The organism is Bradyrhizobium sp. CCBAU 53415, from assembly GCF_028128735.1.
GTDB lineage: Bacteria > Pseudomonadota > Alphaproteobacteria > Rhizobiales > Xanthobacteraceae > Bradyrhizobium.
In genome coordinates this window covers 304,917-328,695 of sequence record NZ_LBJF01000025.1, presented here as the reverse complement: position 1 = coordinate 328,695, position 23,779 = coordinate 304,917, and the positions used below count along the sequence as shown (strand labels likewise).

The 23,779-nt window shown below is 64.9% G+C and carries 14 protein-coding genes; 11 read left to right on the top strand and 3 right to left on the bottom strand.

What is annotated here, in order from left to right; all coding sequences use genetic code 11:
- Positions 1 to 231: 231 nt before the first annotated feature.
- Positions 232 to 588, bottom strand: a complete 357-nt coding sequence (locus XH87_RS22565) for a hypothetical protein (RefSeq protein ID WP_333909190.1) — start codon at positions 586 to 588, stop codon at positions 232 to 234.
- Positions 589 to 928: 340 nt separating this feature from the next.
- Here XH87_RS22565 and XH87_RS22560 point away from each other — a divergent pair, with 340 nt between their 5' ends.
- The 6 genes from XH87_RS22560 to XH87_RS22535 are packed head-to-tail and all read left to right on the top strand — an operon-like array spanning position 929 to position 8,415.
- Complete coding sequence (locus tag XH87_RS22560; RefSeq protein WP_271588941.1) at positions 929 to 3,778, top strand: bifunctional transaldolase/phosoglucose isomerase; 2,850 nt, start codon at positions 929 to 931, stop codon at positions 3,776 to 3,778.
- Between the two features lie 11 nt (positions 3,779 to 3,789).
- Entirely contained in the window at positions 3,790 to 4,788 is a 999-nt protein-coding gene (gnd, locus tag XH87_RS22555; protein ID WP_271588940.1) for a phosphogluconate dehydrogenase (NAD(+)-dependent, decarboxylating), read from the top strand.
- A 37-nt stretch (positions 4,789 to 4,825) separates the two neighbouring features.
- A complete protein-coding gene (zwf, locus tag XH87_RS22550; RefSeq protein WP_271588939.1) occupies positions 4,826 to 6,337 on the top strand; it encodes a glucose-6-phosphate dehydrogenase in 1,512 nt (503 codons plus the stop codon).
- The gene (gene pgl, locus XH87_RS22545; protein WP_271588938.1) at positions 6,334 to 7,083 is read left to right on the top strand and encodes a 6-phosphogluconolactonase; all 750 of its coding nucleotides are present in this window, start codon (positions 6,334 to 6,336) and stop codon (positions 7,081 to 7,083) included. Before zwf ends, pgl begins: the two co-directional genes overlap by 4 nt.
- A gap of 22 nt (positions 7,084 to 7,105) precedes the next feature.
- Positions 7,106 to 7,606, top strand: coding sequence for a gluconokinase (locus XH87_RS22540; RefSeq protein ID WP_442868298.1), 501 nt, complete (start codon positions 7,106 to 7,108; stop codon positions 7,604 to 7,606).
- The gene (locus XH87_RS22535) at positions 7,603 to 8,415 is read left to right on the top strand and encodes an HAD family hydrolase (protein ID WP_158672070.1); all 813 of its coding nucleotides are present in this window, start codon (positions 7,603 to 7,605) and stop codon (positions 8,413 to 8,415) included. The genes XH87_RS22540 and XH87_RS22535 overlap by 4 nt, the downstream gene beginning before the upstream one ends.
- 147 nt (positions 8,416 to 8,562) lie before the next feature.
- Here the strand turns inward: XH87_RS22535 and XH87_RS22530 are convergent, their stop codons facing one another.
- Positions 8,563 to 10,362, bottom strand: a complete 1,800-nt coding sequence (locus XH87_RS22530) for a glycoside hydrolase family 15 protein (protein ID WP_271588936.1) — start codon at positions 10,360 to 10,362, stop codon at positions 8,563 to 8,565.
- A 31-nt stretch (positions 10,363 to 10,393) separates the two neighbouring features.
- A complete protein-coding gene (gene malQ, locus XH87_RS22525; protein ID WP_271588935.1) occupies positions 10,394 to 12,355 on the bottom strand; it encodes a 4-alpha-glucanotransferase in 1,962 nt (653 codons plus the stop codon).
- A gap of 204 nt (positions 12,356 to 12,559) precedes the next feature.
- On the opposite strand from malQ, the gene XH87_RS22520 reads away from it, so the two are divergent.
- The 5 genes from XH87_RS22520 to treZ are packed head-to-tail and all read left to right on the top strand — an operon-like array spanning position 12,560 to position 23,778.
- A complete protein-coding gene (locus tag XH87_RS22520) occupies positions 12,560 to 14,506 on the top strand; it encodes a maltotransferase domain-containing protein (protein WP_271588934.1) in 1,947 nt (648 codons plus the stop codon).
- Positions 14,507 to 14,517: 11 nt separating this feature from the next.
- A complete protein-coding gene (gene treS, locus XH87_RS22515; protein ID WP_271588933.1) occupies positions 14,518 to 17,811 on the top strand; it encodes a maltose alpha-D-glucosyltransferase in 3,294 nt (1,097 codons plus the stop codon).
- Entirely contained in the window at positions 17,804 to 19,951 is a 2,148-nt protein-coding gene (glgB, locus tag XH87_RS22510; RefSeq protein ID WP_271588932.1) for a 1,4-alpha-glucan branching protein GlgB, read from the top strand. The genes treS and glgB overlap by 8 nt, the downstream gene beginning before the upstream one ends.
- Before the next feature lie 3 nt (positions 19,952 to 19,954).
- Complete coding sequence (gene glgX / locus XH87_RS22505; RefSeq protein ID WP_271588931.1) at positions 19,955 to 22,033, top strand: glycogen debranching protein GlgX; 2,079 nt, start codon at positions 19,955 to 19,957, stop codon at positions 22,031 to 22,033.
- Complete coding sequence (treZ, locus tag XH87_RS22500) at positions 22,030 to 23,778, top strand: malto-oligosyltrehalose trehalohydrolase (RefSeq protein ID WP_271588930.1); 1,749 nt, start codon at positions 22,030 to 22,032, stop codon at positions 23,776 to 23,778. Before glgX ends, treZ begins: the two co-directional genes overlap by 4 nt.
- Position 23,779: the final 1 nt, after the last annotated feature.

Sequence of the window (23,779 nt, the reverse complement as noted above, 5' to 3'; positions counted from 1 at the left end):
CAAGCTGAAACGAAAGCAGTTACCGGACCGTTCCTCAGGCCGTTTCGAATCAGCGTGAGCACATGACGATCATTGGACACCCTGGTGCCAACTCGACGCAACGCACAACGTAGGCACTCGTTGAGTTACGAACAGGCACATGCCTGTAATTTGTGCGAATCTTTGTCTATATTGGCTCATTTCCAGAAAATGTCACTTGGTCGCAACATCCGGGCATTCCCGGGGATGCGTTCATCCGGCAATGCAGCATAGCGATCCGGGAGCGGCGATCTTATGACACTTGCACGGCGAAGCCTTGGGGTGCACGGCGAAAGCCTTGAGGGTGTACGGCGAAAGCCTTGGGGGGCCGCGTTCATCTTCCTGCTGCAATGCAGTGCGCGGGCCGCTGGCGGCGGGACAGTCGCGGCCAGCGAGTAGCAATGTATCAAAATCGGTCGCCAAGCCCTCCAACCGGATGACGATGCGATCATTCTGCGCGCAACCGGCCAGGGCACGGATGGCGTACGGCTGCCGCCGCAACGCCGGTGTCGGCGTCAGCACGATCGCGACGTTCTCGTCGTCGCCACCAGCGGCGGTTGCGGCGCGCATCGACTGATTTCGAGATCGCCCGTTGCGTCGACGCTTAGCGCAGACGCAACCGATTGCAGGCTGTCGGCGACGACCAGCGCCAATCGTCACAACGGGCGTGGATCATAGCGGGCGTGGATCACAGCGGGCGTGGATGTGTTTCCCCCGGCATCGCCGCTCGCGGCCATACAACATAACAACCGGCCGCCTGGATCGCCATGATCGCGACGGAGTTACACTGGAAGGTGTGACGCCTGTACCCTTGGATTGGTTCCCTCCCGGGAGCATGTAAGCTAGAGGATAGCGCGTCAGGACCGGCGCGGAAACCCCTCGTCCGCAGGCTTGGAGATAAATAGGCATCATGAATCCCGTCAAAGAACTGGAAAAGCACGGACAAGCCGTCTGGCTGGACTTCCTGGCCCGTGGCTTCATCGCCAATGGCGACCTGAAGCGGCTGATCGACACCGACGGCGTCAAGGGCGTCACCTCCAATCCCTCGATCTTCGAGAAGGCGATCGGCAGCTCCGACGAATACGATGCTCCGATCGGCAAGGCGCTGAAACGCGGGGACCGGACCGTGGCCGACCTGTTCGAGGCGGTCGCAGTCGAGGACATCCAGAACGCCGCCGACGTGCTGCGCCCGGTCTATGACCGCCTCAACGGCGGCGACGGCTATGTCAGTCTGGAGGTCTCGCCTTACCTCGCGATGGACACCGTCGGCACGGTCGCTGAAGCACGGCGGCTCTGGAAGGACGTTGGCCGCAAGAACCTGATGGTGAAGGTGCCGGCAACGCCGGAAGGCCTGCCGGCGATCGAGCAGCTGATCGGCGAAGGCATCAGCATCAACATCACGCTGCTGTTCTCCAAGGCGGTCTACCTCGATGTGGCCGAAGCCTACATCGCCGGTCTCGAAAAATACGTCGCGGGCGGCGGTGACCCCTCGCATGTCGCAAGCGTGGCGAGCTTCTTCGTCAGCCGTATCGACTCGGTCGTCGACAAGCAGCTCGACGAGAAGATCGCGCGCGCCAACGATCCATCCGAGAAGGAGCGGCTTGCCGCGCTGAAGGGCAAGGTCGCGATCGCCAACGCCAAGCTCGCCTATCAGGACTACAAGCGCCTGTTCTCGGGTCCCCGTTGGGACAAGCTCGCCGCCAAGGGCGCCAAGCCGCAGCGCATGCTGTGGGCGTCCACCGGCACCAAGAACAAGGACTACAGCGACGTCCTCTATGTCGAGGAGCTGATCGGCCCCGACACCGTCAACACGGTGCCGCCGGCGACGCTGGATGCGTTCCGCGACCACGGCAAGCCGCGCGACAGCCTGGAAGAGAATGTCGACGATGCTCGCCGCGTGCTGGAAGAGCTGGAGCGCTCGGGCATCTCGCTCGAGGCGATCACCGAGGAGTTGGTCAGGGACGGCGTCAGGCTGTTCGCCGACGCTGCCGACAAGCTCTACGGCGCCGTCGCCCACAAGCGCGCGGTCGTGCTCGGGCCCGCACTCGACCGCCAGCTTCTCTCGCTCGGCGACGGGCTCGGCAAGGCCGTGGCTGAGAGCACCGAGCAATGGCGCGCGTCGGCCAAGATCCGCAGGCTCTGGCAGCGTGACAAGTCGGTCTGGACCGGTGCGGACGAGGACAAATGGCTCGGCTGGCTCGACAGCGCGGCCAAGGCCGACATTGCCGATTACGAGGACTATGCGGGCCGCGTGAAAGGTCAGAAGTTCTCCGATGCCGTCGTCCTCGGCATGGGCGGATCGAGCCTCGGGCCCGAGGTGCTGGCCGAAACCTTTGGCAAGAAGCCCGGCTTCCCGAAGCTGCATGTGCTGGATTCCACCGATCCGGCGCAGGTGCGGGCGATGGAGGCGAAGATCGACATCGCCAACACCGTATTCATCGTCTCCAGCAAATCCGGCGGCACCACCGAGCCGAACGCGATGAAGGACTATTTTCATGAGCGGGTTGCCAAGGCGGTCGGGACGAAGGTGAAGACCGGCCACCGCTTCATCGCGGTGACCGATCCCGGCTCCTCGCTGGAGAAGGCGGCGAAGAAGCTGGACTATGCCCGCATCTTCCACGGCGAACCCTCGATCGGCGGGCGCTATTCGGTGCTGTCGCCCTTCGGCCTGGTGCCGGCGGCAACCGCGGGCATCGACGTCAAGACCTTCATCAAGCATGCGCTTGCGATGGCCCGCTCGTGCGGGCCGGACGTGCCGCCAGCTCAGAACCCGGGCGTGCAGCTCGGCCTCGCCATGGGATTGGCCGCGCTCGAAGGCCGCGACAAGGTGACGATCCTGTCGTCGAAGAAGATCGCCGATTTCGGCGCCTGGGCTGAGCAGCTCATCGCGGAATCGACCGGCAAGGAGGGCAAAGGCCTGGTCCCGATCGAGAGCGAGCCGCTGGGCGACCCCAGCGTCTATGGCAACGACCGGTTCTTCATCGACATCCGCGTCGAAGGCGAAGCGGATGCCGCCCATGACTCCAAGCTCGCCGCGATCGAAGCGGCCGGCCATCCCGTGGCGCGCATCGTCATGAAGTCGATCGACCATCTCGGCCAGGAGTTTTTCCGCTTCGAGATGGCAACCGCCGTGGCGGGCGCGATCCTCGGCATCAACCCGTTCGACCAGCCGGACGTGGAAGCGGCCAAGATCAAGACCCGCGAGCTCACCGCCTCGTTCGAGAAGACCGGCGCGTTGCCGGAAGAGCAGCCGGTGGTCAGCACCGACGAGGCAGACCTCTACACCGACGAGGCCAACGCCACCGCGCTGCGCGCGGCCGGCGCCAACGGCGATCTCACTTCCTGGCTGAAGGCGCATCTCTCCCGCTCGAACCATGGCGACTATGTCGCCCTGCTCGGCTACATCGCGCGCGACAGGGCGACGATCGACGCGCTCCAGGCCATGCGGCTCGAAGTCCGCGAGAAGCGACATGTTGCGACCTGTGCCGAGTTCGGACCGCGCTTCCTGCACTCCACCGGGCAAGCCTACAAGGGCGGCCCCGACAGCGGCGTGTTCCTCCAGATCACGGCGGACGATGCCAAGGATCTGCCTGTGCCGGGCCAGAAAGCCAGCTTTGGCGTGATCAAGGCGGCACAGGCGCGCGGCGATTTCGACGTGCTCACCGAGCGGGGCCGGCGTGCGCTGCGCGTGCACTTGAAGGGCGGGCTCAAGAAAGGTCTCGCCGCGCTCAACGCGGCGCTCAACGACGCACTGAACTAGGGATCTCTCACATGCAACTCGGCATGATCGGCCTCGGCCGGATGGGCGGTAACATCGTTCGCCGCCTGATGCGACATGGACATTCGACCGTGGTCTACGACAAGGACGCCAAGGCCGTCGCCGGCCTCGCCGCCGACGGCGCAGCGGGCTCGTCGACGCTGGAAGAGTTCGTCGCGAAACTGGAGCGGCCGCGCGCGGCCTGGGTGATGCTGCCGGCGGGGCGCATCACCGAGACCACGATCGACACGATCGCTGGCGTCATGCAGGAAGGCGACGTCATCATCGACGGCGGCAACACCTTCTGGCAGGACGACGTCCGCCGCGGCAAGGCGCTGAAGGAGCGCGGCATCCACTACGTCGACGTCGGCACCTCCGGCGGCGTCTGGGGCCTCGACCGCGGCTATTGCATGATGATCGGCGGCGAGAAGCAGGTGGTCGACCGGCTCGATCCGATCTTCGCCGCGCTCGCGCCCGGGGCCGGCGACATCCCGCGCACGGAGGGACGCGAGGGCCGCGACCCCCGCATCGAGCAGGGCTACATCCATGCCGGCCCCGTGGGCGCCGGTCACTTCGTCAAGATGATCCACAACGGCATCGAATACGGCCTGATGCAGGCCTATGCCGAAGGTTTCGACATTCTCAAGAACGCCAACATCGAGGCGCTGCCGGCAGATCACCGCTACGATTTCGATCTCGCCGACATCGCCGAAGTGTGGCGGCGCGGCAGCGTGATTCCGTCCTGGCTGCTCGACCTCACCTCGACAGCGCTCGCCGACAGCCCGCTTCTGTCAGAATATTCCGGCTTCGTCGAGGATTCCGGCGAAGGCCGCTGGACCGTGAATGCCGCGATCGACGAGGCGGTGCCGGCCGAAGTCCTGACCGCGGCGCTCTACACACGTTTCCGTTCCCGCAAGGAACACACCTTCGCCGAAAAAATACTCTCTGCGATGCGTGCAGGATTCGGCGGCCACAGGGAGCCGAAGCGGCCGGGCGCGGCGAAGCCCAAATGAGATCAAGCAGGACGTAACCAGCGAAGGTCGACAATTCGTGACAAAAGATCCGCAGCCAAAGCGCAAGCCGGAAAATTGCGCCTTCGTCATCTTTGGCGTGACTGGCGACCTCACCCATCGGCTGGTGATGCCCTCGCTGTACAATCTGGCTGCCGAGCATCTGTTGCCGGAAAAATTCTGCGTCGTCGGCGTCGCCCGCAGGGGCCAATCGGATGACGAGCTGCGCGACAGCCTGCTGAAGGGGCTGCGTCAGTTCGCGACGCGGCCCGTGGACGACGACGTCGCCACGAAGCTGCTGGAATGCGTGACCTTCGTCGAGGCCGACGCAAAGGATCCGCCCTCCTTCGACCGCCTGCGCGCGCATCTGGATTCGCTGGAATGCGCGCAGGAGACCGGCGGCAACCGGCTGTTCTATCTCGCGACCCCGCCCGCCGCCTTCGCGCCGACCGCACGCGAGCTCGGCCGCACCGGGTTGATGAAGGAGAACGGCGCCTGGCGGCGGCTGGTGATCGAAAAGCCGTTCGGCACGGATCTCGCCTCGGCCCGCGCGCTCAACGCCGAGCTCCTGAAGATCATGGAGGAGCACCAGATCTACCGGATCGATCACTATCTCGGCAAGGAAACGGTGCAGAACATCCTGGTGCTGCGCTTTGCCAACGGCATGTTCGAGCCGATCTGGAATCGCAACCACATCGATCACATCCAGATCACGGTCGAGGAGAAGCTCGGCGTCGGCCATCGCGGCGGCTTCTATGACGCAACCGGCGCATTGCGCGACATGGTGCCGAACCATCTGTTCCAGCTGATGTCGCTGGTGGCGATGGAGCCGCCGACCCGTTTCGACGCCCATTCGGTCCGTTCCGAGAAGGCCGAAGTGCTCACCGCGATCCAGCGGCCGAGCCGGGAAGAAGCGCTGAAGAGCTCGGTGCGCGCGCAATATCTCGCAGGACGCATCGGCGACGAGGAGATCCCGGACTATCGCAAGATTGCGGACGTCAAGCCCGGCAGCACCACCGAGACCTATGTCGCGCTCAAGCTGATGATCGACAATTGGCGCTGGGCCGGAGTGCCGTTCTATCTGCGCACCGGCAAGGCACTGGCGCACAAGCGCACGGAAGTGGCGATCAAGTTCAAGCAGGCGCCGCTGTCGATGTTCTCAGGCACGGCGATCGACCGACTCTCGCAGAACTTTCTGACCATCGGGATTGCGCCGACCGAGACCATCGAGCTTCAGTTCAACGCCAAGATCCCGGGCCCGAGCGTCACCATCGACGGCGTCGAGATGAAGTTCCGCTACGGCGACTATTTCCGCGCCGATCCGTCGACCGGCTATGAGACGCTGATTTACGACTGCATGATCGGCGACAATATCCTGTTCCAGCGGGCCGACGGCGTCGAGGCCGGATGGCAGGCGGTGCAACCGTTCCTCGACGCCTGGAAGAGCGCGGGCACCAACGGCATCGAAACCTATGAAGCCGGAAGCGACGGCCCCAACTGCGCCGACGAGCTGCTGCGGCGCGACGGGCGAAGCTGGCGGAAATACTCGTGATTGCGGCCGGCCAGCCGAAGCTGATCGTCGAAGCCGACTCCGAAGCTCTTGCCCGTGCCGCGGCCGAACGGCTGATGGCGCGGATCGCGGCCAATCCCGGACGAATCGCGCTCTGCCTCACCGGCGGCTCGAGCCCGAAGAAGCTCTACCAATTGCTCGGCAGCGAGGTCTGGCGCGGCAGGATTCCGTGGGACCGCGTGCACTGGTTTATCGGCGACGAGCGCTTCGTGCCCGAGAGCGATCCCCTCAACAACATGGCCGTCGCACGCGCGATCTTTCTCGATCGCAATGCGCCCGCCGGCCATATCCACCCGATTCCGACCACGGCCGAGAATCCCGATGCCGGCGCTGACGCCTATGCGCGCGAGTTGCAGGCCTTCTATGGCGCAGACCAGCTCGATCCGGAACGCCCGCTGTTCGATCTCGTCCTGATGGGCGCCGGACCGGACGGCCACACCGCCTCGCTGTTTCCCGGTTATCCCGAGATCGAGGAGACCCGACGCTGGGTCGTCGGGGTCGCCAAAGCCAATGTCGCGCCGTTCGTGCCGCGGGTCTCGCTCACCCTTCCCGTTCTGGCGTCTTGCCGCGAGATGCTGTTCGAGATTGCCGGGCACGACAAGCAAGCGATCTTGACGCGCCTGCTCAATGGCGAGAATCTGCCGGCCTTACGCGCGCGCTCGAGTGGTGAGACCGTCTGGCTGGTCGACCAGGCCGCGCTTCCGGAGGAAATTCGTGGGCCGCGCTGAAGCACCTTGTGCATTGATCGTGATGGGCGTGTCGGGTTCGGGCAAGAGCACGGTTGCGAAGGCACTCGGCGAGCGGCTCGGCTGGCGTTTCGAGGACGGCGACAGCTTTCATCCCGCCAGCAATGTCGAGAAGATGCGGGCCGGCCATCCGCTCACCGACGAAGACCGCTGGCCCTGGCTCAATGCCATTGCCGACGAGATTGCGCTTGTATGCGGACGCGGCGAGCACGTCATCATCGCCTGCTCGGCGCTGAAGCACGCCTATCGCGACGTGCTGCTGCGTGGCCGCGACGACGTCCGCTTCGTCTTCCTGAAGGGCACGAAAGAGCTGATCGCCGAGCGACTGGCGCATCGCAAGGGACATTTCATGCCGCCCGAGCTGTTGACGAGCCAGTTCAACACGCTGGAACCGCCGGAGGCGGGCGAGCACGTCGTCACCGTCTCCATCGACGAATCCGTCGAAGCGATCGTGGACGGCGTGGTGCGGCAACTGAAACTGGGCGCGGTAAAGGTCCTGCCATGACGCAAATCTCACTCGTGGTCTCCGACGTCGACGGCACGCTGCTGACCAGGGACAAGACGCTGACCGAACGCGCGAGAGGTGCGGTGCTGCGGCTGCATCGCGCCGGCATCGGCTTCACCATCACCTCCAGCCGCCCCGCGATCGGGATGCGGTTCCTGATCGAGCCATTGGCGCTGTGGCTGCCGGTCGGCCCCTTCAACGGCTCCTCGATCGTCGATCCCGAGATGAGGCCGGTCGAGCAGCACCTGATTCCGGCGACCGCGGTCGCGCGGTCCCTGCAGATCCTTCGTGAGTTCGGGGCCGACATCTGGCTGTTCACCACCGACAAATGGCTGATCGACAATCCCGGCGGCAGCTACGTCGCCCACGAGCAGCACACGATCCGCGCCGACCCCACCATCGTGTCCGATTTCTCGCCTTATCTTGCCAGCGCCTGCAAGATCGTCGGCGCCAGCGCCGATGCCGCGGGGCTCGCGGCTTGCGAGAAAGCGATGCAGGAAGCGCTCGGCAGCGAAGCCACAGCGGTCCGCTCGCAGACCTACTATCTCGACATCACCCCGCCCGGCTTCGACAAGGGCACCTTCGTCGAGGCCATGGCCAAGCGCCTCGGCATTGCGACCGGCGCGGTCGCCACCATCGGCGACATGCAGAACGACCTCGCGATGTTCCGCGTCAGCGGCACCTCGATCGCCATGGGCAACGCCGCCGACAACGTCAAGGACCAGGCCACCCACGTCACCGCGAGCAACGAGCAGGACGGTTTTGCGGAGGCGATGGAGATGATCCTGAAGTGGAATGGAGTGGGCTGAGCGACGCAGCTAGCTCTCTTCACCTCTACCGCTTGCGAGAGAGGTCGGCGCGAAGCGCCGGGTGGACGCTTTCTCCTGGGGCGCACCTCCGCCGTTGCGACGATCAAGCGGTCGTTTCATCGCACTTTGCACTGTTACGCGCTCGCCTCACTTCGACCGCTGCACCGCCGCCTTCTCGCTCTCCTGCCTTGCCGCCGACAGATTTTGCGCCGTGTTGATCAGCGCGATGTGGGTCAGCGCCTGCGGGAAATTGCCGGTCTGGCGCCGTGCGACTGAATCATATTCCTCGGCCAGCAGGCCGACGTCGTTGGCAATCCCGGCCACGCGATCGAGCAAGGCTTGCGCCTTGTCCAGAGCGCCTGACAGCACATAGGCATCGGCCAGCCACAGGCTGCAGGCCAGGAACGCGCCTTCGAGCGGCGGCTGGTCAGGGGGCAGTTCGCGCGGGTCGTGCCGCAGCACGAAGCCGTCACGCATCAGGCGTTTTTCGACGGCGGCGATGGTGCCGCGGATGCGCGGATCGTCCGCCGGCAGGAAGCCGACGGCCGGCAGCAGCAGTACGGATGCATCGAGCAGTTTCGAGCCGTAGGACTCGACGAAGGCGCCTTCCTCCGCGTCCAAGCCCTTGTTGCAGACGTCGCGATGAATGGCCTCGCGCAGGGTGCGCCAGTGCAGCAGCGGCGCCTTGAAGCCAAACGTCTCGGCGCTCTTGATGCCGCGGTCGAAGGCGACCCAGGTCATCACCTTGGAGAAGACGTAATGCTTCGGCTGTCCGCGCCGCTCCCAGATGCCGTGATCGGGCCGGTCCCAGACTTCAGCCAGATGACTGAGCACGGCGCATTCCAGCGCCCAGGTCTCCTCGTCGAGCTGGAGCTTGGCCATGCGCGACTGGTGGAAGGCATCGATCAACTCGCCATAGACATCGAGCTGGAGCTGCGCATGCGCCGCGTTGCCGACGCGCACGGGCTGCGCGCCCTCATAGCCGGCGAGCCAGCCCGCCTCCCATTCCAAGAGCCGCCGCTGGCCCCAGATGCCGTACATGATCTGCATGTTCGCGGGCGCCCCCGCCGCCGCACGCAACAGCCAATTGTGCCAGGCCAGCGCTTCCTCGGTGTAGCCCGAGTTCATCAGCGCCAGCAGCGTGAAGGTGGCATCGCGCAACCAGCAGAAGCGGTAGTCCCAATTCCTGCTGCCGCCGAGCTTCTCCGGCAAGGAGGTGGTGGGTGCCGCAACGATGCCGCCGGTCGGTGCAAAGGTCAGCGCCTTCAGCGTGATCAGCGAGCGCATGACGAGATCTTGATAGTCACCGTCGCGGGACCAATGGGTGCACCAATCCTGCCAGAACTTTTCGGTCTCCTGAAGCGCGATGTCGGGATCGATCGGCGCGGGCGGGTCGAGATGCGACGGACTGTAAGTCAGCACGAACGGCACGGTTTCGCCGGCCTTCACCTCGAAATCGGACAGCGTGGTCAAATCCTCGCCGCGGGTCTCGACCGGGCTGCGCAGCACGGTCATGTCCTGGCCGGCGACTGCCATCAGGGAATGATCAATCCGCCGCACCCAGGGAATGTTGGCGCCGAAGCCGAAGCGGATGATGAGTTCCATCCGCATCTTCACCGCGCCGCGGATGCCGCGGACCAGCCGCACGATGTCCGATTCCTTGCCGCGCGGCGGCATGAAATCGATCAGCGCAATGGTGCCGCTTTCGGTCTCGAAGCGCGTCTCGAGGATCAGGGTTTCGCCGAGATAGCGGCGCGAGGTGCGGATCACGTCTTCGGCCGGCGCGATCAGCCAGCGGCCGTTCTTGCGGTTGCCAAGGATCGCAGCAAAACAGGCATCCGAGTCGAAGGCCGGCCAGCACAGCCAGTCGATCGAGCCGTTGCGCCCGACCAGCGCTGCGGTCTCACAGTCACCGATCAGCGCATAATCTTCGATCTTCTGTGACAATACGGTGCGAGCCTTATGAAATCCCGGCCGATTAACTCCCGCCGATCAACGAACGTTCCCGCGTCGCCGCTCGCAGCGCCGTGAGGTCGACCTTGGACGCGATCTGGTCGAGTGCGACAGGAAGGCGCTGGCGCCAGTTCGGATGTTCGTCGATCGTGCCGGGAATGTTGGGCTGGTCGATCACACCCAGCAGATCTTCCAGCGAGACCGCGAGCAGCCGGGAGGGCGTACGCGACAGGAAGGTGAGCACCGAATAGAGGTCGTTCGCCCGAATGCCGTTCTGGCGCAGGATCTCGTCCAGCCGGCCGAGCGCATCCCAGCGCGCCTGGTCGTTCTCGCCGGGATCGAGCCCGAGCGAGCGCTTCATCTTGAGGTCGCTGAAGGAGCGCCAGCCGGCATAGGTCGACAGATCGTGGGTGTTCAGCGTGACCAGCGCGTTGGGCCGGTAGTGGTCGACATTGCGGAAATGGCCGGCATCGTCGCGCTCGAACATCATGACGAGATAGGACCAGATGCCGAAATCCTGCATCATCTCGCGAAAACCTTCAGGCACGGTACCGAGGTCCTCGCCGATCACGATGCATTGATGGGCCGCGCTCTCGCGCGCCACGGCCGCCAGCAGTGCCTCGAACGGCATCTGGACGTAGGCGCCGTTGTCCGGCTTGAAGCCGCGCGGCACCAGATAGAGCCGCTTCAGCCCGAGCACGTGATCGAGCCTGATGGCGCCGGCATGACGCATCGACGCAGCGAGCATGTCGGCGAACGGCACGAACGACTGCGCTTCGAGGCCACCGGCGTTGAAGCCGGCGAGACCCCAGTCCTGGCCGATGGTGTTGAGCACGTCGGGGGGCGCGCCGACGGCGAGATGGCGGGAAATCGCCGTCTGCTCGTTCCAGGCATCGAAGCCGTTGGACTGCACGCCGACGGCGACATCGAGATAAAGTCCGACCCGCATGCCGAGCCGGCTGGCGAGCTCCCTGGCGGCATGCAGCTGGCTGTCGGCGGTCCATTGCACGAATTCGACGAACTCGACCTCGCGCCTGTCCGGCCCATTGCGCAGCTCGGCGCATTTCGCCTCGTCCGGCTGCTGCCATTTCGACGGCCATTCCCACCAGGGTGCGGTGAAGCGATGGCGCAGCACCTCGAAGCAGGCAAAGCGCGACAGCAACGGCGCGCGGGCGGCACGGAAGGCGTCAAACTCCTTGCGGCGCGCCTCGCTCGCGCTCGTCACGAAGCTGCCAAAGGCGGCGCGAAGACCCAGCCATTTCAACGCGGCCATGTCGGCATAAGGGACGCGATCACCTTCGCGCAGACGGGCGGCCGTCGCGGCCGCGTCGGGCACGAGGTCCGCCGAGAATTCGGGAATCGCCTCGACGTCGATATAGAGCGGGTTGAGGAAGAGCCGGCTGTTCGGCGAATAGGGGCTGCAATCGGCCGGGTGGTCGTCGAACAGGACATGCAGCGGGTTGAGCCCGACGCCGTCGGCCCCGAGCTGCTTGGCAAGCCTGACCAGACCGGCGAGGTCGGTGAAGTCGCCGATGCCCCAATTGCGGTCCGAACGGACACTGTAGAGCTGGACGGCAAGCAGCCAGCCGCGGTCGAAATCGCCGCCGAAGGCGCGTTCGGGCGCTACGATCATCGGCACCTCTTCCGTCACGCCTTCGGCGTCGGTCAGCGTCAGGCGGTGATACCCGAGCGCCAGGCCGGCGGGCCAGGCGATCACGGGCTCGCGCGTCTCGCCTTGGGCGATCACATTGCCGTTGCCGAGGATTTTCCACTGCAATGGGGGCGTGCCGATAGCCGCCAATTCCGTGCGCGGATGTCCCAGCGCACGCACCACGACCGGTCCGCTGACGAAACGGTAGACCCGCAGCTGCGGCAGGGCGTCGAGGATGGATTTGAGCGCCTCCGGCGCGGTGACCCGCAGCTTGCCGAGGGCATCAACGAATTCGGACTGAACGCCCTTGATCCGGGCTTGAGCTAAAAGATCCATTCGGCACGCAGCTTGCAGGCCATCGTTTGGCCAAGGGCATCGATTTTAACGAGGTCGCGGAAGAGGTTAGTCAGGGGTAACTCGCAAACTGCGCTTGCCGTTCCCCGGGGAACCAATGACACACAAGCGGCTTTCTATAATGGTATCAAGTGTAGGTTCCCGACAAGGGAAACGGGCCCCTGCTTTCTTGTCAATGGCATCACCGTGAACAAGACAATTCAAACTGTCGAGAGCGCCGCAGCCGGCAGCGCTTTCCTCATCGAAGACGTCTATCCCTTGATCGACGGCGGCCGCTTCCCCGTGAAACGGATCGCGGGCGAACCGGTCGAGGTCTGGGCCGACATCTATCGCGACGGCGACGCCGTGATCGCCGCGGCCCTGATCTGGCGCCGCGAGCAGGACCGCGAATGGCGGAGCGAGGCGATGACCCATCACGGCAATGACCGCTGGTCCGGCGCGTTCACGCCCGTCGAGCCCGGCCAATATGTCTATGCGATCGAAGCCTGGACCGACGAATTCGCCACCTGGTCTCGCGCGGTCGCGCGCAAGCGGCGCAGCGGTGCCGATGTCAGCCTCGATGCGATCGAGGGCGCCGGACTCCTGACCAAGGCGCATGGCGCGCGGCAGGACGCAGCGGCGGTCATCATCAGGCAGTGCGAGGACTATCTGAGGAACGGCGACGTCACTTCGCTGCTTGCAACCGAGCTCGGCAAAGCCATGGCCGAGAGCCAGTCGCGGCCCGACCTGACCCGCTCGGCACCCTTCCCGCTGACCGCAGACCGCGACAAGGCGCGTTTCGGCGCCTGGTATCAGACGATGCCGCGCAGCCAGAGCGCATTGCCGGGCCGGCATGGCACGCTGCGCGACTGCATCGCGCGCGTGTCTGACATCGCCGCCATGGGCTTCGACGTGCTCTACCTCACGCCGATCCACCCGATCGGCCATACCCGTCGCAAGGGCCGCAACAACGCGCCGGTGGCGAGTGAAGGCGATCCCGGCTCGCCCTATGCGATCGGCTCGGCCGAGGGCGGCCACGATGCGCTGCATCCCGAGCTCGGCACGATCGAGGATTTCCGCGCGCTGGTCGCGACCTGCCTGGAATACGGTCTCGAGCTCGCGCTCGACTTCGCCGTGCAGTGCTCGCCGGACCATCCCTGGCTGACGCAGCATCCGGAATGGTTCAAATGGCGGCCGGACCGCTCGGTACGAACGCCGGACGGCCCCTATTCCGACATCGTCATTCCCGATTTCGCCTCCGTCGACAGGGTCGGCCTGTGGAACGCCTTTCGCGATGCCATGCTGTTCTGGATCGACCATGGCGTCACCATCTTCGCCATCGACAATCACGACACCGCGCCGCTCGCGTTCTGGGAGTGGCTGATCCGCGACATCCGCCACCGTCACCCCGAGGTGATCCTGTTCTCCAAGACCTATACACGGCCAAAGCTGATGAAGGGTCTCGCCAAGCTCGGCTTTGCGCAGTCCTTTACCTATTTCCCCTGGCGCACCTCGCGGTGGGAGCTGGAGCAATATCTCTGCGAGCTGACGCGCTATCCCGAGCGCGATTTCTATCGTCCGCACATGTTCGTCAACACGCCCGATCTGTTGCCCTATCACCTCCAGAGTGGAGAAGCCTGGGCATTCAAGTCGCGCATCGCTCTGGCGGCCACGCTCTCGGGCAATTACGGCATCCATGGCGGCTTCGAGCTGCTGGAGCATGAAGCGATTCCCGGCCGCGAGGAATATCTCGACTCCGAGAAGTACCGGATCAGACAGAGCGACTGGGACAAGCCCGACAACATCAAGCCCTACATCGCCGCGCTCAATCGCGTCCGCAACGGAAATGCGGCGCTCCAGCAGACGGCGAATTTGCGCTTCCTCGGCATCGAGGACGGCGAGACGATTGCCTTCGCGAAGCAGGCGGCCGATCCGGCCAACACTGTCGTCATCGTGATCGCGCTGTCGCGCCATGTGCGCGAATGCTGGCTGCCGCTCGGCGACGTCACCATTGACGCCGGCGGACAGCGACACCATGTGACGGCACTCGAAAACCTTCTCACCGGCGAACAGTCCCGCATCGAATGGGGCGGGATCAGGTTGCGTATCGATCCCGACCGCGATCCGGCACTTCTGTTCCGCTGCCTGGCGTAAGGGTTCACGCCATGAATGTTCTGTCTTCCGTCGACACCAAGAAGGTTGAGGCCGCCGAGATCGTGGATGAGCTCTGGTACAAGGACGCCATCGTCTACCAGCTCCACGTCAAGGCCTTCGCCGACAGCAACAATGACGGAATCGGCGACTTCGCCGGGCTGACCGAGAAGCTGCCCTATCTCCAGGAGCTCGGTGTCACCGCGCTGTGGCTGCTGCCGTTCTACCCCTCGCCCGGCCGCGACGACGGCTACGACATCGCCGACTACGGCTCGGTCAATCCCGATTTCGGGACGATGAAGGATTTCAAGCGCTTCATCCAGGAGGCGCAGAAGCGGGGCTTGCGCGTCATCACCGAGCTCGTCGTCAACCACACCTCGGACCAGCACAAATGGTTCAAGCGCGCGCGCCGCAGCCATCCGGGCTCCAGCGCCCGCAACTGGTATGTCTGGAGCGACACCGACCAGAAGTACCAGGGCACGCGCATCATCTTCACCGACACGGAGAAATCGAACTGGACCTGGGATCCCGAGGCCGGCGCGTTCTACTGGCATCGCTTCTTCTCGCACCAGCCGGATCTCAATTTCGACAATCCGCGCGTGGTGAGCGCACTCATCCAGGTGATGAAGCGCTGGCTCGATGCCGGCGTCGACGGCTTCCGGCTCGATGCCATTCCCTATCTCTGCGAGCGCGAGGGCACGTCGAACGAGAACCTGCCCGAGACGCATGCGGTCATCAAGCGGCTGCGCCAGGAGCTCGACGCCTACGCCAAGGGCAAGCTGCTGCTGGCCGAGGCCAATCAATGGCCGGAAGACGTGCAGGAATATTTCGGCCGCGGCGACGAGTGCCACATGGCCTACCACTTCCCGCTGATGCCGCGCATCTACATGGCGATCGCGCAGGAGGACCGTTTCCCGATCACCGACATCCTGCGACAGACGCCGGATATTCCGGCAAGCTGCCAATGGGCTCTGTTTCTGCGCAACCATGACGAGCTGACGCTGGAGATGGTCACCGACGTCGAGCGCGACTATCTCTGGACCACCTACGCCAACGATCCCCGCGCGCGCATCAATGTCGGCATCCGCCGGCGCCTTGCGCCGCTGATGGACAACGACCGCCGCAAGATCGAGCTGATGAACTCGCTGCTGCTGTCGTTCCCCGGCACGCCGATCATCTATTACGGCGACGAGATCGGGATGGGCGACAACATCTATCTCGGCGACCGCAACGGCGTGCGCACGCCGATGCAGTGGAGCCCGGACCGCAACGGCGGCTTCTCACGCTGCGACCCGGCCCGCCTCTACGCACCGCTGATCATGGACCCGGTCTACGGCTATGAATCCGTGAACGTCGAGGCGCAGTCGCGCAGCCTGTCCTCGCTGCTCAGCGCCACCAAGCGGCTGATCTCGGTACGCAAATCGACGCTCGCCTTCGGCCGCGGCACCATGACCTTCATCCGCCCCGCCAACCGCGCCGTGCTGGCCTATGTCCGGCAATACCGCGACGAGGTGATCCTCTGCGTCGCCAATCTCTCGCGCGCCGCGCAGGCGACCGAGCTCGACCTGTCGCCTTGGAAGGATCGCATCCCGCAGGAGATGCTCGGCCGCACGCGCTTCCCCGCGATCGGCGAACTGCCCTACATGATCACGCTGGGACCCTACGGCTTCTACTGGTTCCAGCTGCTGGAACGCGACAAGTCCGAGCCGGTGACGCCGCGCGCGGTGCCGGAGTTCGAGACGCTGGTCGTGCCGGTGAATTCGAACTGGGTCTCTCTCGCTCGCGAGCGCGGCATATTCGAGCGCGACGTGTTGCCGGGCTTCTTGTCGCGGACGCGGTGGTATCCCGAGCACAATCCCAAGCAGATCAGGACCGCGCTGACCTCGGCAGTGCCGTTCTGCGACATCGGCGACAACAGGCCCTGGATCGCGTTCTTCGAAACCAGGCAGGGGGACGCGACCGCGCGCTACGTGCTGCCGCTACAGATCGAGTGGGTGCGCTTCGACCGCGAGCGCTTCAACCCCAAGGCGCTGGCCGCCGTGCGCCAGGGCGCGCGCGAGGGAACGCTGCTCGACGTCGCGACCGACCAGATCTTCATCGGCCTGTTCCTGCGCAATCTGTCGCATCATCTCGTCGTGGAAGAGAACAATCTGCGACTGGAGTTCAAGCCCACCAGCCGCTTTGCCGATTGCGCCATCAAGGAGCCCGAACGCATCCGCGCGATCGAGCAGTCGAACAGCACCGCGCTGGTCGACAACCAGTACGTCGCCAAGATCTATCGCCAGCTCGAGAGCGGCATCAGCCCCGAGATAGAGATCGGCCACTATCTCACCGAAGTGGCGCGCTTCGCCAATACGCCCGCGCTGCTTGGCAGCGTCGAGCTGGTCGAGGGTGACCAGCGCAGCGCCCTCGGCGTCCTGCATGCCTATGTCGAGAACCAGGGCGACGGCTGGACCGTGACCACAGGGTATCTCGATCGCTATATCGACGAGCAGCGCGTGTTGCCGGCCGGCGAAACACTCCGCGAGACCCAGGTGCAGGCGCCCTATCTGCACTTCATCGCGCAGATCGGCCGGAGGCTCGCCGAGCTGCACGTCGCTCTCGCCGCGGCAACGCCCGACGATCTCGCCCCGGTGCCGATCGATTCCACCCAGATCAAGGCCTGGATCTCCGACCTCGATGCTCGTGCCGAGCGGGTTCTCGAGCGGCTCGCCGACAGCCGCGATGGGCTGCGGGAGGCGGACCGGCCCATGATCGACCGGCTCACGGCGGTGCGCGCGAGCCTGTCCGACGGCCTGAATGCGCTCTTGCCATCCGACATCGGCGGGTTGAACATCCGTCATCACGGCGACTTCCGGCTCGGGCAAACTCTGATCGTGAAGGACGATATCTTCATCATCGACTTCGATGGCGATCCACGCCGGCCGCTGGCCAACAAGCGGCGCAAGGCGCCGGCTGCCCGCGACGTCGCCGGCCTGATCCACTCGATTCATCTTTCGGTCAACGCGGCGCTTGACCGGGCGCTCTCGGGGGGGACCGACGAGCAAGGCCGGTTCACCGCCGCACTCGACGACTGGCGCGAGCGCGCCGCCGCGACCTTCCTGTCCGCCTACCGCGAAGCCATGACCGATCGGAGGCTGTGGCCGGAAGATCGGCAATCCGCGCAGGGCCTGTTAAGATTTTTCCTGCTTGATCAAGCGTTCGACGAAATAGAGTACGAGCTGTCCCACCGGCCTGAGGGGCTCCATGCGCCGCTGACCGGACTGCTTCGCATTCTGTCCAGTGCCGAGAGCGAAGCCCATGCCTAAACTGCCTGCCGAGGCCTATGCGATCATCGAGGGCCGCCACTCCGATCCCTTCCACTATCTCGGGCTGCATCCCGAGGGCGGCAGAAGCGTGGTGCGCGCGTTTCTCCCGGAAGCCGTCAAGGTCGAGGCGATCGGCGAACATGGCGAGGTCGCCCCGCTCGACCGCGTCCACGATTCCGGCCTGTTCATCGGCGCCCTGCCCAACGGCTCGAAGCACTACCAGCTGCGCGCGAAATTCGGCGGCAACGTCGTCGAGTTCGAGGACGCCTACCGCTTTCCACCGATCCTGACCGATTTCGACCTTTACCTGCTCGGCGAAGGCACCCATCAGCGCCTCTACGACAGGCTCGGCGCGCATCCGATGCGGCTCGAGGACGTCGACGGCATCGGCTTCGTGGTGCTGGCGCCCAATGCGCGGCGCGTGTCCGTGGTCGGCGACTTCAACTTCTGGGACGGGCGGCGCCATCCGATGCGGGTGCGCGGCAGCGGCTATTGGGAATTGTTCATCCCGCATGCGAAGACCGGCGATCACTACAAGTTCGAGATCATAGGCCCGCATGGCCATTTGCTGCCGCTGAAATCCGATCCGCTGGCCTTTGCGAGCGAGGTGCGGCCGAAGACGGCGTCCATCGTGTTCGACGAAGCGCATCTGCCGCGGCCGCATCCGGCGCCCGACGGCATCAATTCGCTGTCGGCGCCGATCTCGATCTACGAGGTCCATCTCGGCTCGTGGCGGCGCAAGAACGGCAATGAATGGTTGACCTATCGCGAGCTGGCCGAGCAGCTGCCGGCCTACGCCCGCGACATGGGCTTCACCCATCTCGAATTCCTCCCCGTGAGCGAGCATCCCTTCGACGGCTCGTGGGGCTATCAGCCGACCGGTCTCTATGCGCCAACCAGCCGCTTCGGCACGCCCGACGACTTTGCGACACTGGTCGATGCCTGCCATCGCGAAGGCATCGGCGTGCTGCTCGACTGGGTGCCCGGTCATTTCCCGGACGATCCGCACGGGCTCGGCCATTTCGACGGCACCTCGCTCTACGAGCACGCCAACCCGCTGCAGGGGCGCCATCTCGACTGGGGCACGCTGATCTACAATTACGGCCGCACCGAAGTGACGAACTTCCTGGTGTCGAACGCGCTGTTCTGGCTGGAGCGTTATGCGATCGACGGCCTGCGCGTCGATGCGGTCGCGTCCATGCTCTATCTCGACTACAGCCGGCCGCCCGGAGCGTGGATTCCGAACCAGTATGGCGGCCGGGAGAACATCGAGGCGATCGACTTCCTGCGCCGCTTCAACACGGAAGTGTTCGCCCGCTTTCCGCAGGCGACCACGGCCGCCGAGGAGTCCACCGCTTGGCCGCAGGTCTCGCGCCCGGTCGAATTCGGCGGGCTCGGCTTCGGCTACAAGTGGAACATGGGCTGGATGCACGACACGCTGAACTACATCAGCAAGGATCCGGTCCACCGCAAGCACCATCACGGCGAGATCCTGTTCGGCCTGCACTACGCGTTCTCGGAAAACTTCATCCTGCCGCTGTCGCATGACGAGGTCGTGCACGGCAAGCGCTCCATCCTCGGCCGCATGCCCGGCGACGAATGGCAGCGCTTCGCCAATTTGCGCGCCTATTACAGCTTCATGTTCGGCCATCCCGGCAAGAAGCTGCTGTTCATGGGCGCGGAGATCGCGCAGAGCCGGGAATGGAATCACGACCAGTCGCTCGACTGGCATCTGCTCGAATACAAGTACCATGCCGGCATCCAGGCGCTGATCCGTGACCTCAACCGGCTCTATCGCGCGGTGCCGGCGCTGCACCAGATGGATTGCGACCAGGCCGGCTTCGAATGGCTGATCACGGATGATGCCAACCGCAACGTGTTCGCCTGGCTTCGAAAGGGATTTGACGAGCAAGCGCGGTGCCTTGTCATCATCAACTTCTCGCCCAACGTCTATCGCAACTATCGCGTTCGCGTGCCCTTTGCCGGCAAGTGGAAGGAAGTGTTCAATTCGGACTCCGCCCATTACGGCGGCAGCAATGTCGGGAACATCGGCGAAGTTCATGCCGTTGAAGGCAAGGCCCCCGAGCTGCGCCTCACCATTCCGCCGCTCGCCGCGATCTTCCTCGTTCCGGAAAGCTGACTGATGCGCCTGACTGCCGGATCGCCCACACGCCTCGGCGCAAGCTGGGACGGACGCGGCACCAATTTCGCGCTGTTCTCCGCCAACGCGCAGAAGGTCGAGCTCTGCCTGTTCGACGCGCAGGGCCGCCGCGAGCTCGAGCGCATCGAATTGCCCGAGCGGACCGAGGACGTCTGGCACGTCTATCTCAACGACGTCTCGCCCGGCCAGCTCTATGGCTACCGCGTGCACGGCCCCTACGAGCCCGAGCACGGTCACCGCTTCAACGCCAACAAGCTGCTGCTCGACCCCTATGCCAAGCGGCTTGCCGGACGATTGGTCTGGAGCGATGCGCATTTTGCCTATCGCACCGGAAGCCCGCGCGAGGACCTGTCCTTCGACCGGCGCGACAATGCGCGCGGCATGCCGAAGGCCGTCGTGGTCGACGAGACCTTCAACTGGGGACGCCGCGAGATCCGTCCCAACATCCCCTGGGAAGACACCATCATCTACGAGGCTCACGTCAGGGGCCTGACCCAGAAGCGCGACGACGTGCCGCCGAATTTGCGCGGGACCTATGGCGGCCTGTCCTCGCCGGCGATGATCGAACACCTCAAGAAGCTCGGCGTCACGACGATCGAGCTGTTGCCGGTGCACAGCTTCGTCGACGACCGCATTCTCGTGGAAAAGAAGCTCGCCAATTACTGGGGCTACAACACGCTGTCCTTCTTCGCGCCCGAGCCGCGCTACGCCCAGGACAACGCGCTCGACTCCTTCCGCACCACGGTGGCGCGGCTGCACGATGCCGGCATCGAGGTGATGCTGGATGTCGTCTACAATCACACCGCCGAGGGCAACCATCTCGGCCCGACGCTGTGCTATCGCGGCATCGACAACGCCTCCTATTACTGGCTGAATCGCGAGAACCCGCGCTATTACGACGACTTCACCGGCTGCGGCTCGTCGGTCAACCTCACCCATCCGCGCGTCCTGCAGATGGTGATGGATAGCTTGCGCTACTGGGTCGAGGTCTGCCATGTCGACGGCTTCCGCTTCGACCTCGCCACCACGCTGGCGCGCGGCCCGAACGGCTTCGATCGCGGCAGCTCGTTCCTGACCGCGATCCGGCAGGACCCGGTGCTGGCGACCGTCAAGCTCGTCGCCGAACCGTGGGACCTCGGGCTCGGCGGCTACCAGGTCGGCGCTTTCCCCTCGCAATGGTCGGAATGGAACGACCGCTATCGCAGTGCGATGCGCCGCTACTGGAGCGGCGAAGGCAGCCTGATCGGAGACATCTCCAGCCGCATGACCGCCTCCTCCGACCTCTTCAACCACGACGGACGGCGGCCGCGCGCCAGCATCAACCACATCACCGTCCACGACGGCTTCACGCTCGCGGACCTCTTCAGCTACAACGAGAAGCACAACGAGGCCAACGGCGAGGACAATCGCGACGGCTCCAACGACAACCACAGCAACAATTGCGGTGTCGAAGGTCCGACCGACGATCCCCAGATCCTCGCCCTGCGCCGCCAGCTGCGCAAGAACGTGCTGGCCTGCCTGATGCTGGCGCAGGGCGTTCCGCTGATCCTCGCCGGCGACGAGGTCGGCAACTCGCAGTCCGGCAACAACAATGCCTATTGCCAGGACAACGAGGTCGGCTGGGTCGGCTGGGACAATCTCGGCAAGGAGGGCGACGACATGGTCGATTTCGTCACCCATCTCGCCGACATCCGCCGCCGGTTCTCGCAGCTCCGCAGCCATCGCTGGCTTGACGGCCGGCCCAAGGACGGCAACGCCTACGGCGCGTTGTGGCTGACGCCTGAAGGCGACGAGATGACGGAGAGCGACTGGAAATTCCCGGAAGGCAGGTTCCTCTCCTATGTGATGGGACCGACGGAACCGCGTGGGGCCGCGATCTTTATCGTACTGAACGCCGCTCCCGAAGAGATCGCATTCAAATTGCCCCAAATGACCGAATACAAGAGCTGGCAGCAGATCCTGAACACGACCGATGCCAAGCTGAATACGATCGACTTCCCGCCCGGGAGCGACAGCAAGGCGCCGCCGCGCTCCGTGCTCGCCTTCGCGGGGACACCATGAGGCCATCCTTCGGGGCGAAGCCGACGAAGGACGGCGTGTCGTTCCGACTATGGGCGCCCGCCGCTCGCCGCGTCGACCTCCTGCTCGACCGCAGGCACGCGATGCAGCGCCGGCAGGATGGCTGGTTCGTCGCCGAGATTGCCGGCCTCACCGCCGGCAGTCCCTACAAGTTCAGGATCGACGACGAGATCGATGTGCCGGATCCTGCCTCGGCCTTCCAGCCCGAGGACGTATCCGGCCCGAGCGAGGTGATCGATCACGACGCCTTCCGATGGCGCGCGCGCGAATGGCGCGGCCGTCCCTGGGAGGAGACGGTGCTGATCGAGACCCATGTCGGCACCTTCACGCCGGAGGGCACCTACCGCGCCATGATCGACAAGCTCGATCATCTCGCAGCGACCGGCATCACGGCGCTGGAATTGATGCCGCTCGCCGATTTCGCAGGACGCCGCGGCTGGGGCTATGACGGCGTGCTGTGGTATGCGCCCGACAGCGCCTATGGCCGCCCCGAAGACCTGAAGACGCTGATCGACGAGGCGCATCTGCGCGGGCTGATGGTGTTTCTCGACGTGGTCTACAATCATTTCGGCCCGGAAGGAAACTACCTCGGCCGCTATGCGCCGACCTTCTTCACCGATGCGCACACGCCGTGGGGCAGCGCGATCGATTATCGCGTGCCGCAGGCACGAGCCTTTGCCGTCGAGAACGCGTTGTCCTGGCTCGGCGACTATCGCTTCGACGGCCTGAGGCTGGATGCCGCCAACCACATCATGGCGATCCCGGGCGAGCAGTCGATGCTGCAGGACCTCAGCGTCGCCGCCGGCGAGCTCGCCAAGGCCACGGGCCGCCACATCCATCTCGTGCTGGAGAATGGCGACAATCGCGCCAGCCTGCTCGACGCTGCGCAAGAGCCGCCGAACGGCAAATATCGCGGACAGTGGAACGATGATTATCATCACGTCTGGCATGTGATGCTGACCGGCGAGCTGGCCGGCTATTACGCCGACTACCAGACGCCGCGCATCGACCTCGCTCGCGCGCTCGCCTCCGGCTTCGTCTACCAGGGCGAGATCTCGGAATTCTGGGGCAAGAAGCCGCGCGGCGAGCCGAGCGGCAAGCTGCCGCCGGCGACGTTCGTCAACTTCCTGCAGAACCACGACCAGATCGGCAACCGTCCCCTCGGCGAGCGGCTGGAGAGCCTGGCATCGCCGGAACAGATCGAGGCTGCCCTCGCAGTGACCCTGCTCGCGCCGATGGTGCCGATGCTGTTTCAGGGCGAGGAATGGGGCTCGACGGTCCCCTTTCCGTTCTTCTGCGATTTCCAGGGCGAACTCGCCGACGCCGTGCGCAAGGGCCGCAAGCAGGAATATGCCTGGGCTTACGAAAAGTACGGTGACGAGGTGCCCGACCCGCTCGATCCGGCAACGCTGGAAGCAGCCGTGCTCGACTGGACCGGCCGCACGCCGCAACAGGACGCGCGGCTTGCGCTGGTGAAAAGCCTGCTCGCGGTCCGTCGCAAGGAGATCATGCCGAGGCTGAAGGGCGCGAGCTTCGGCGATGCCGAGGCAGCCGACAACGGCCTGCTCACCGCGCATTGGCAGATGGGCGACGGCACGGTTCTGCGCTTGACCGCAAATCTCTCGGACCGCGAGATCATGTCCGATGTCGGCGCGGGCACGCCGATCTGGGGCGGCGCCGACGAGCGGCTTCTTCCCTGGTCGGTGGTCTGGCGTCTCGGAGGTTGAC

What these genes read in the sequence shown, in the direction of transcription:
- XH87_RS22565 (WP_333909190.1), bottom strand. Translation starts at nt 588, where the DNA reads ATGCGCGCCGCAACCGCCGCTGGTGGCGACGACGAGAACGTCGCGATC.
- XH87_RS22560 (WP_271588941.1), top strand. Translation starts at nt 929, where the DNA reads ATGAATCCCGTCAAAGAACTGGAAAAGCACGGACAAGCCGTCTGGCTG.
- gnd (WP_271588940.1), top strand. Translation starts at nt 3,790, where the DNA reads ATGCAACTCGGCATGATCGGCCTCGGCCGGATGGGCGGTAACATCGTT.
- XH87_RS22540 (WP_442868298.1), top strand. Translation starts at nt 7,106, where the DNA reads ATGGGCGTGTCGGGTTCGGGCAAGAGCACGGTTGCGAAGGCACTCGGC.
- XH87_RS22535 (WP_158672070.1), top strand. Translation starts at nt 7,603, where the DNA reads ATGACGCAAATCTCACTCGTGGTCTCCGACGTCGACGGCACGCTGCTG.
- malQ (WP_271588935.1), bottom strand. Translation starts at nt 12,355, where the DNA reads ATGGATCTTTTAGCTCAAGCCCGGATCAAGGGCGTTCAGTCCGAATTC.
- treS (WP_271588933.1), top strand. Translation starts at nt 14,518, where the DNA reads ATGAATGTTCTGTCTTCCGTCGACACCAAGAAGGTTGAGGCCGCCGAG.
- glgB (WP_271588932.1), top strand. Translation starts at nt 17,804, where the DNA reads ATGCCTAAACTGCCTGCCGAGGCCTATGCGATCATCGAGGGCCGCCAC.
- glgX (WP_271588931.1), top strand. Translation starts at nt 19,955, where the DNA reads ATGCGCCTGACTGCCGGATCGCCCACACGCCTCGGCGCAAGCTGGGAC.
- treZ (WP_271588930.1), top strand. Translation starts at nt 22,030, where the DNA reads ATGAGGCCATCCTTCGGGGCGAAGCCGACGAAGGACGGCGTGTCGTTC.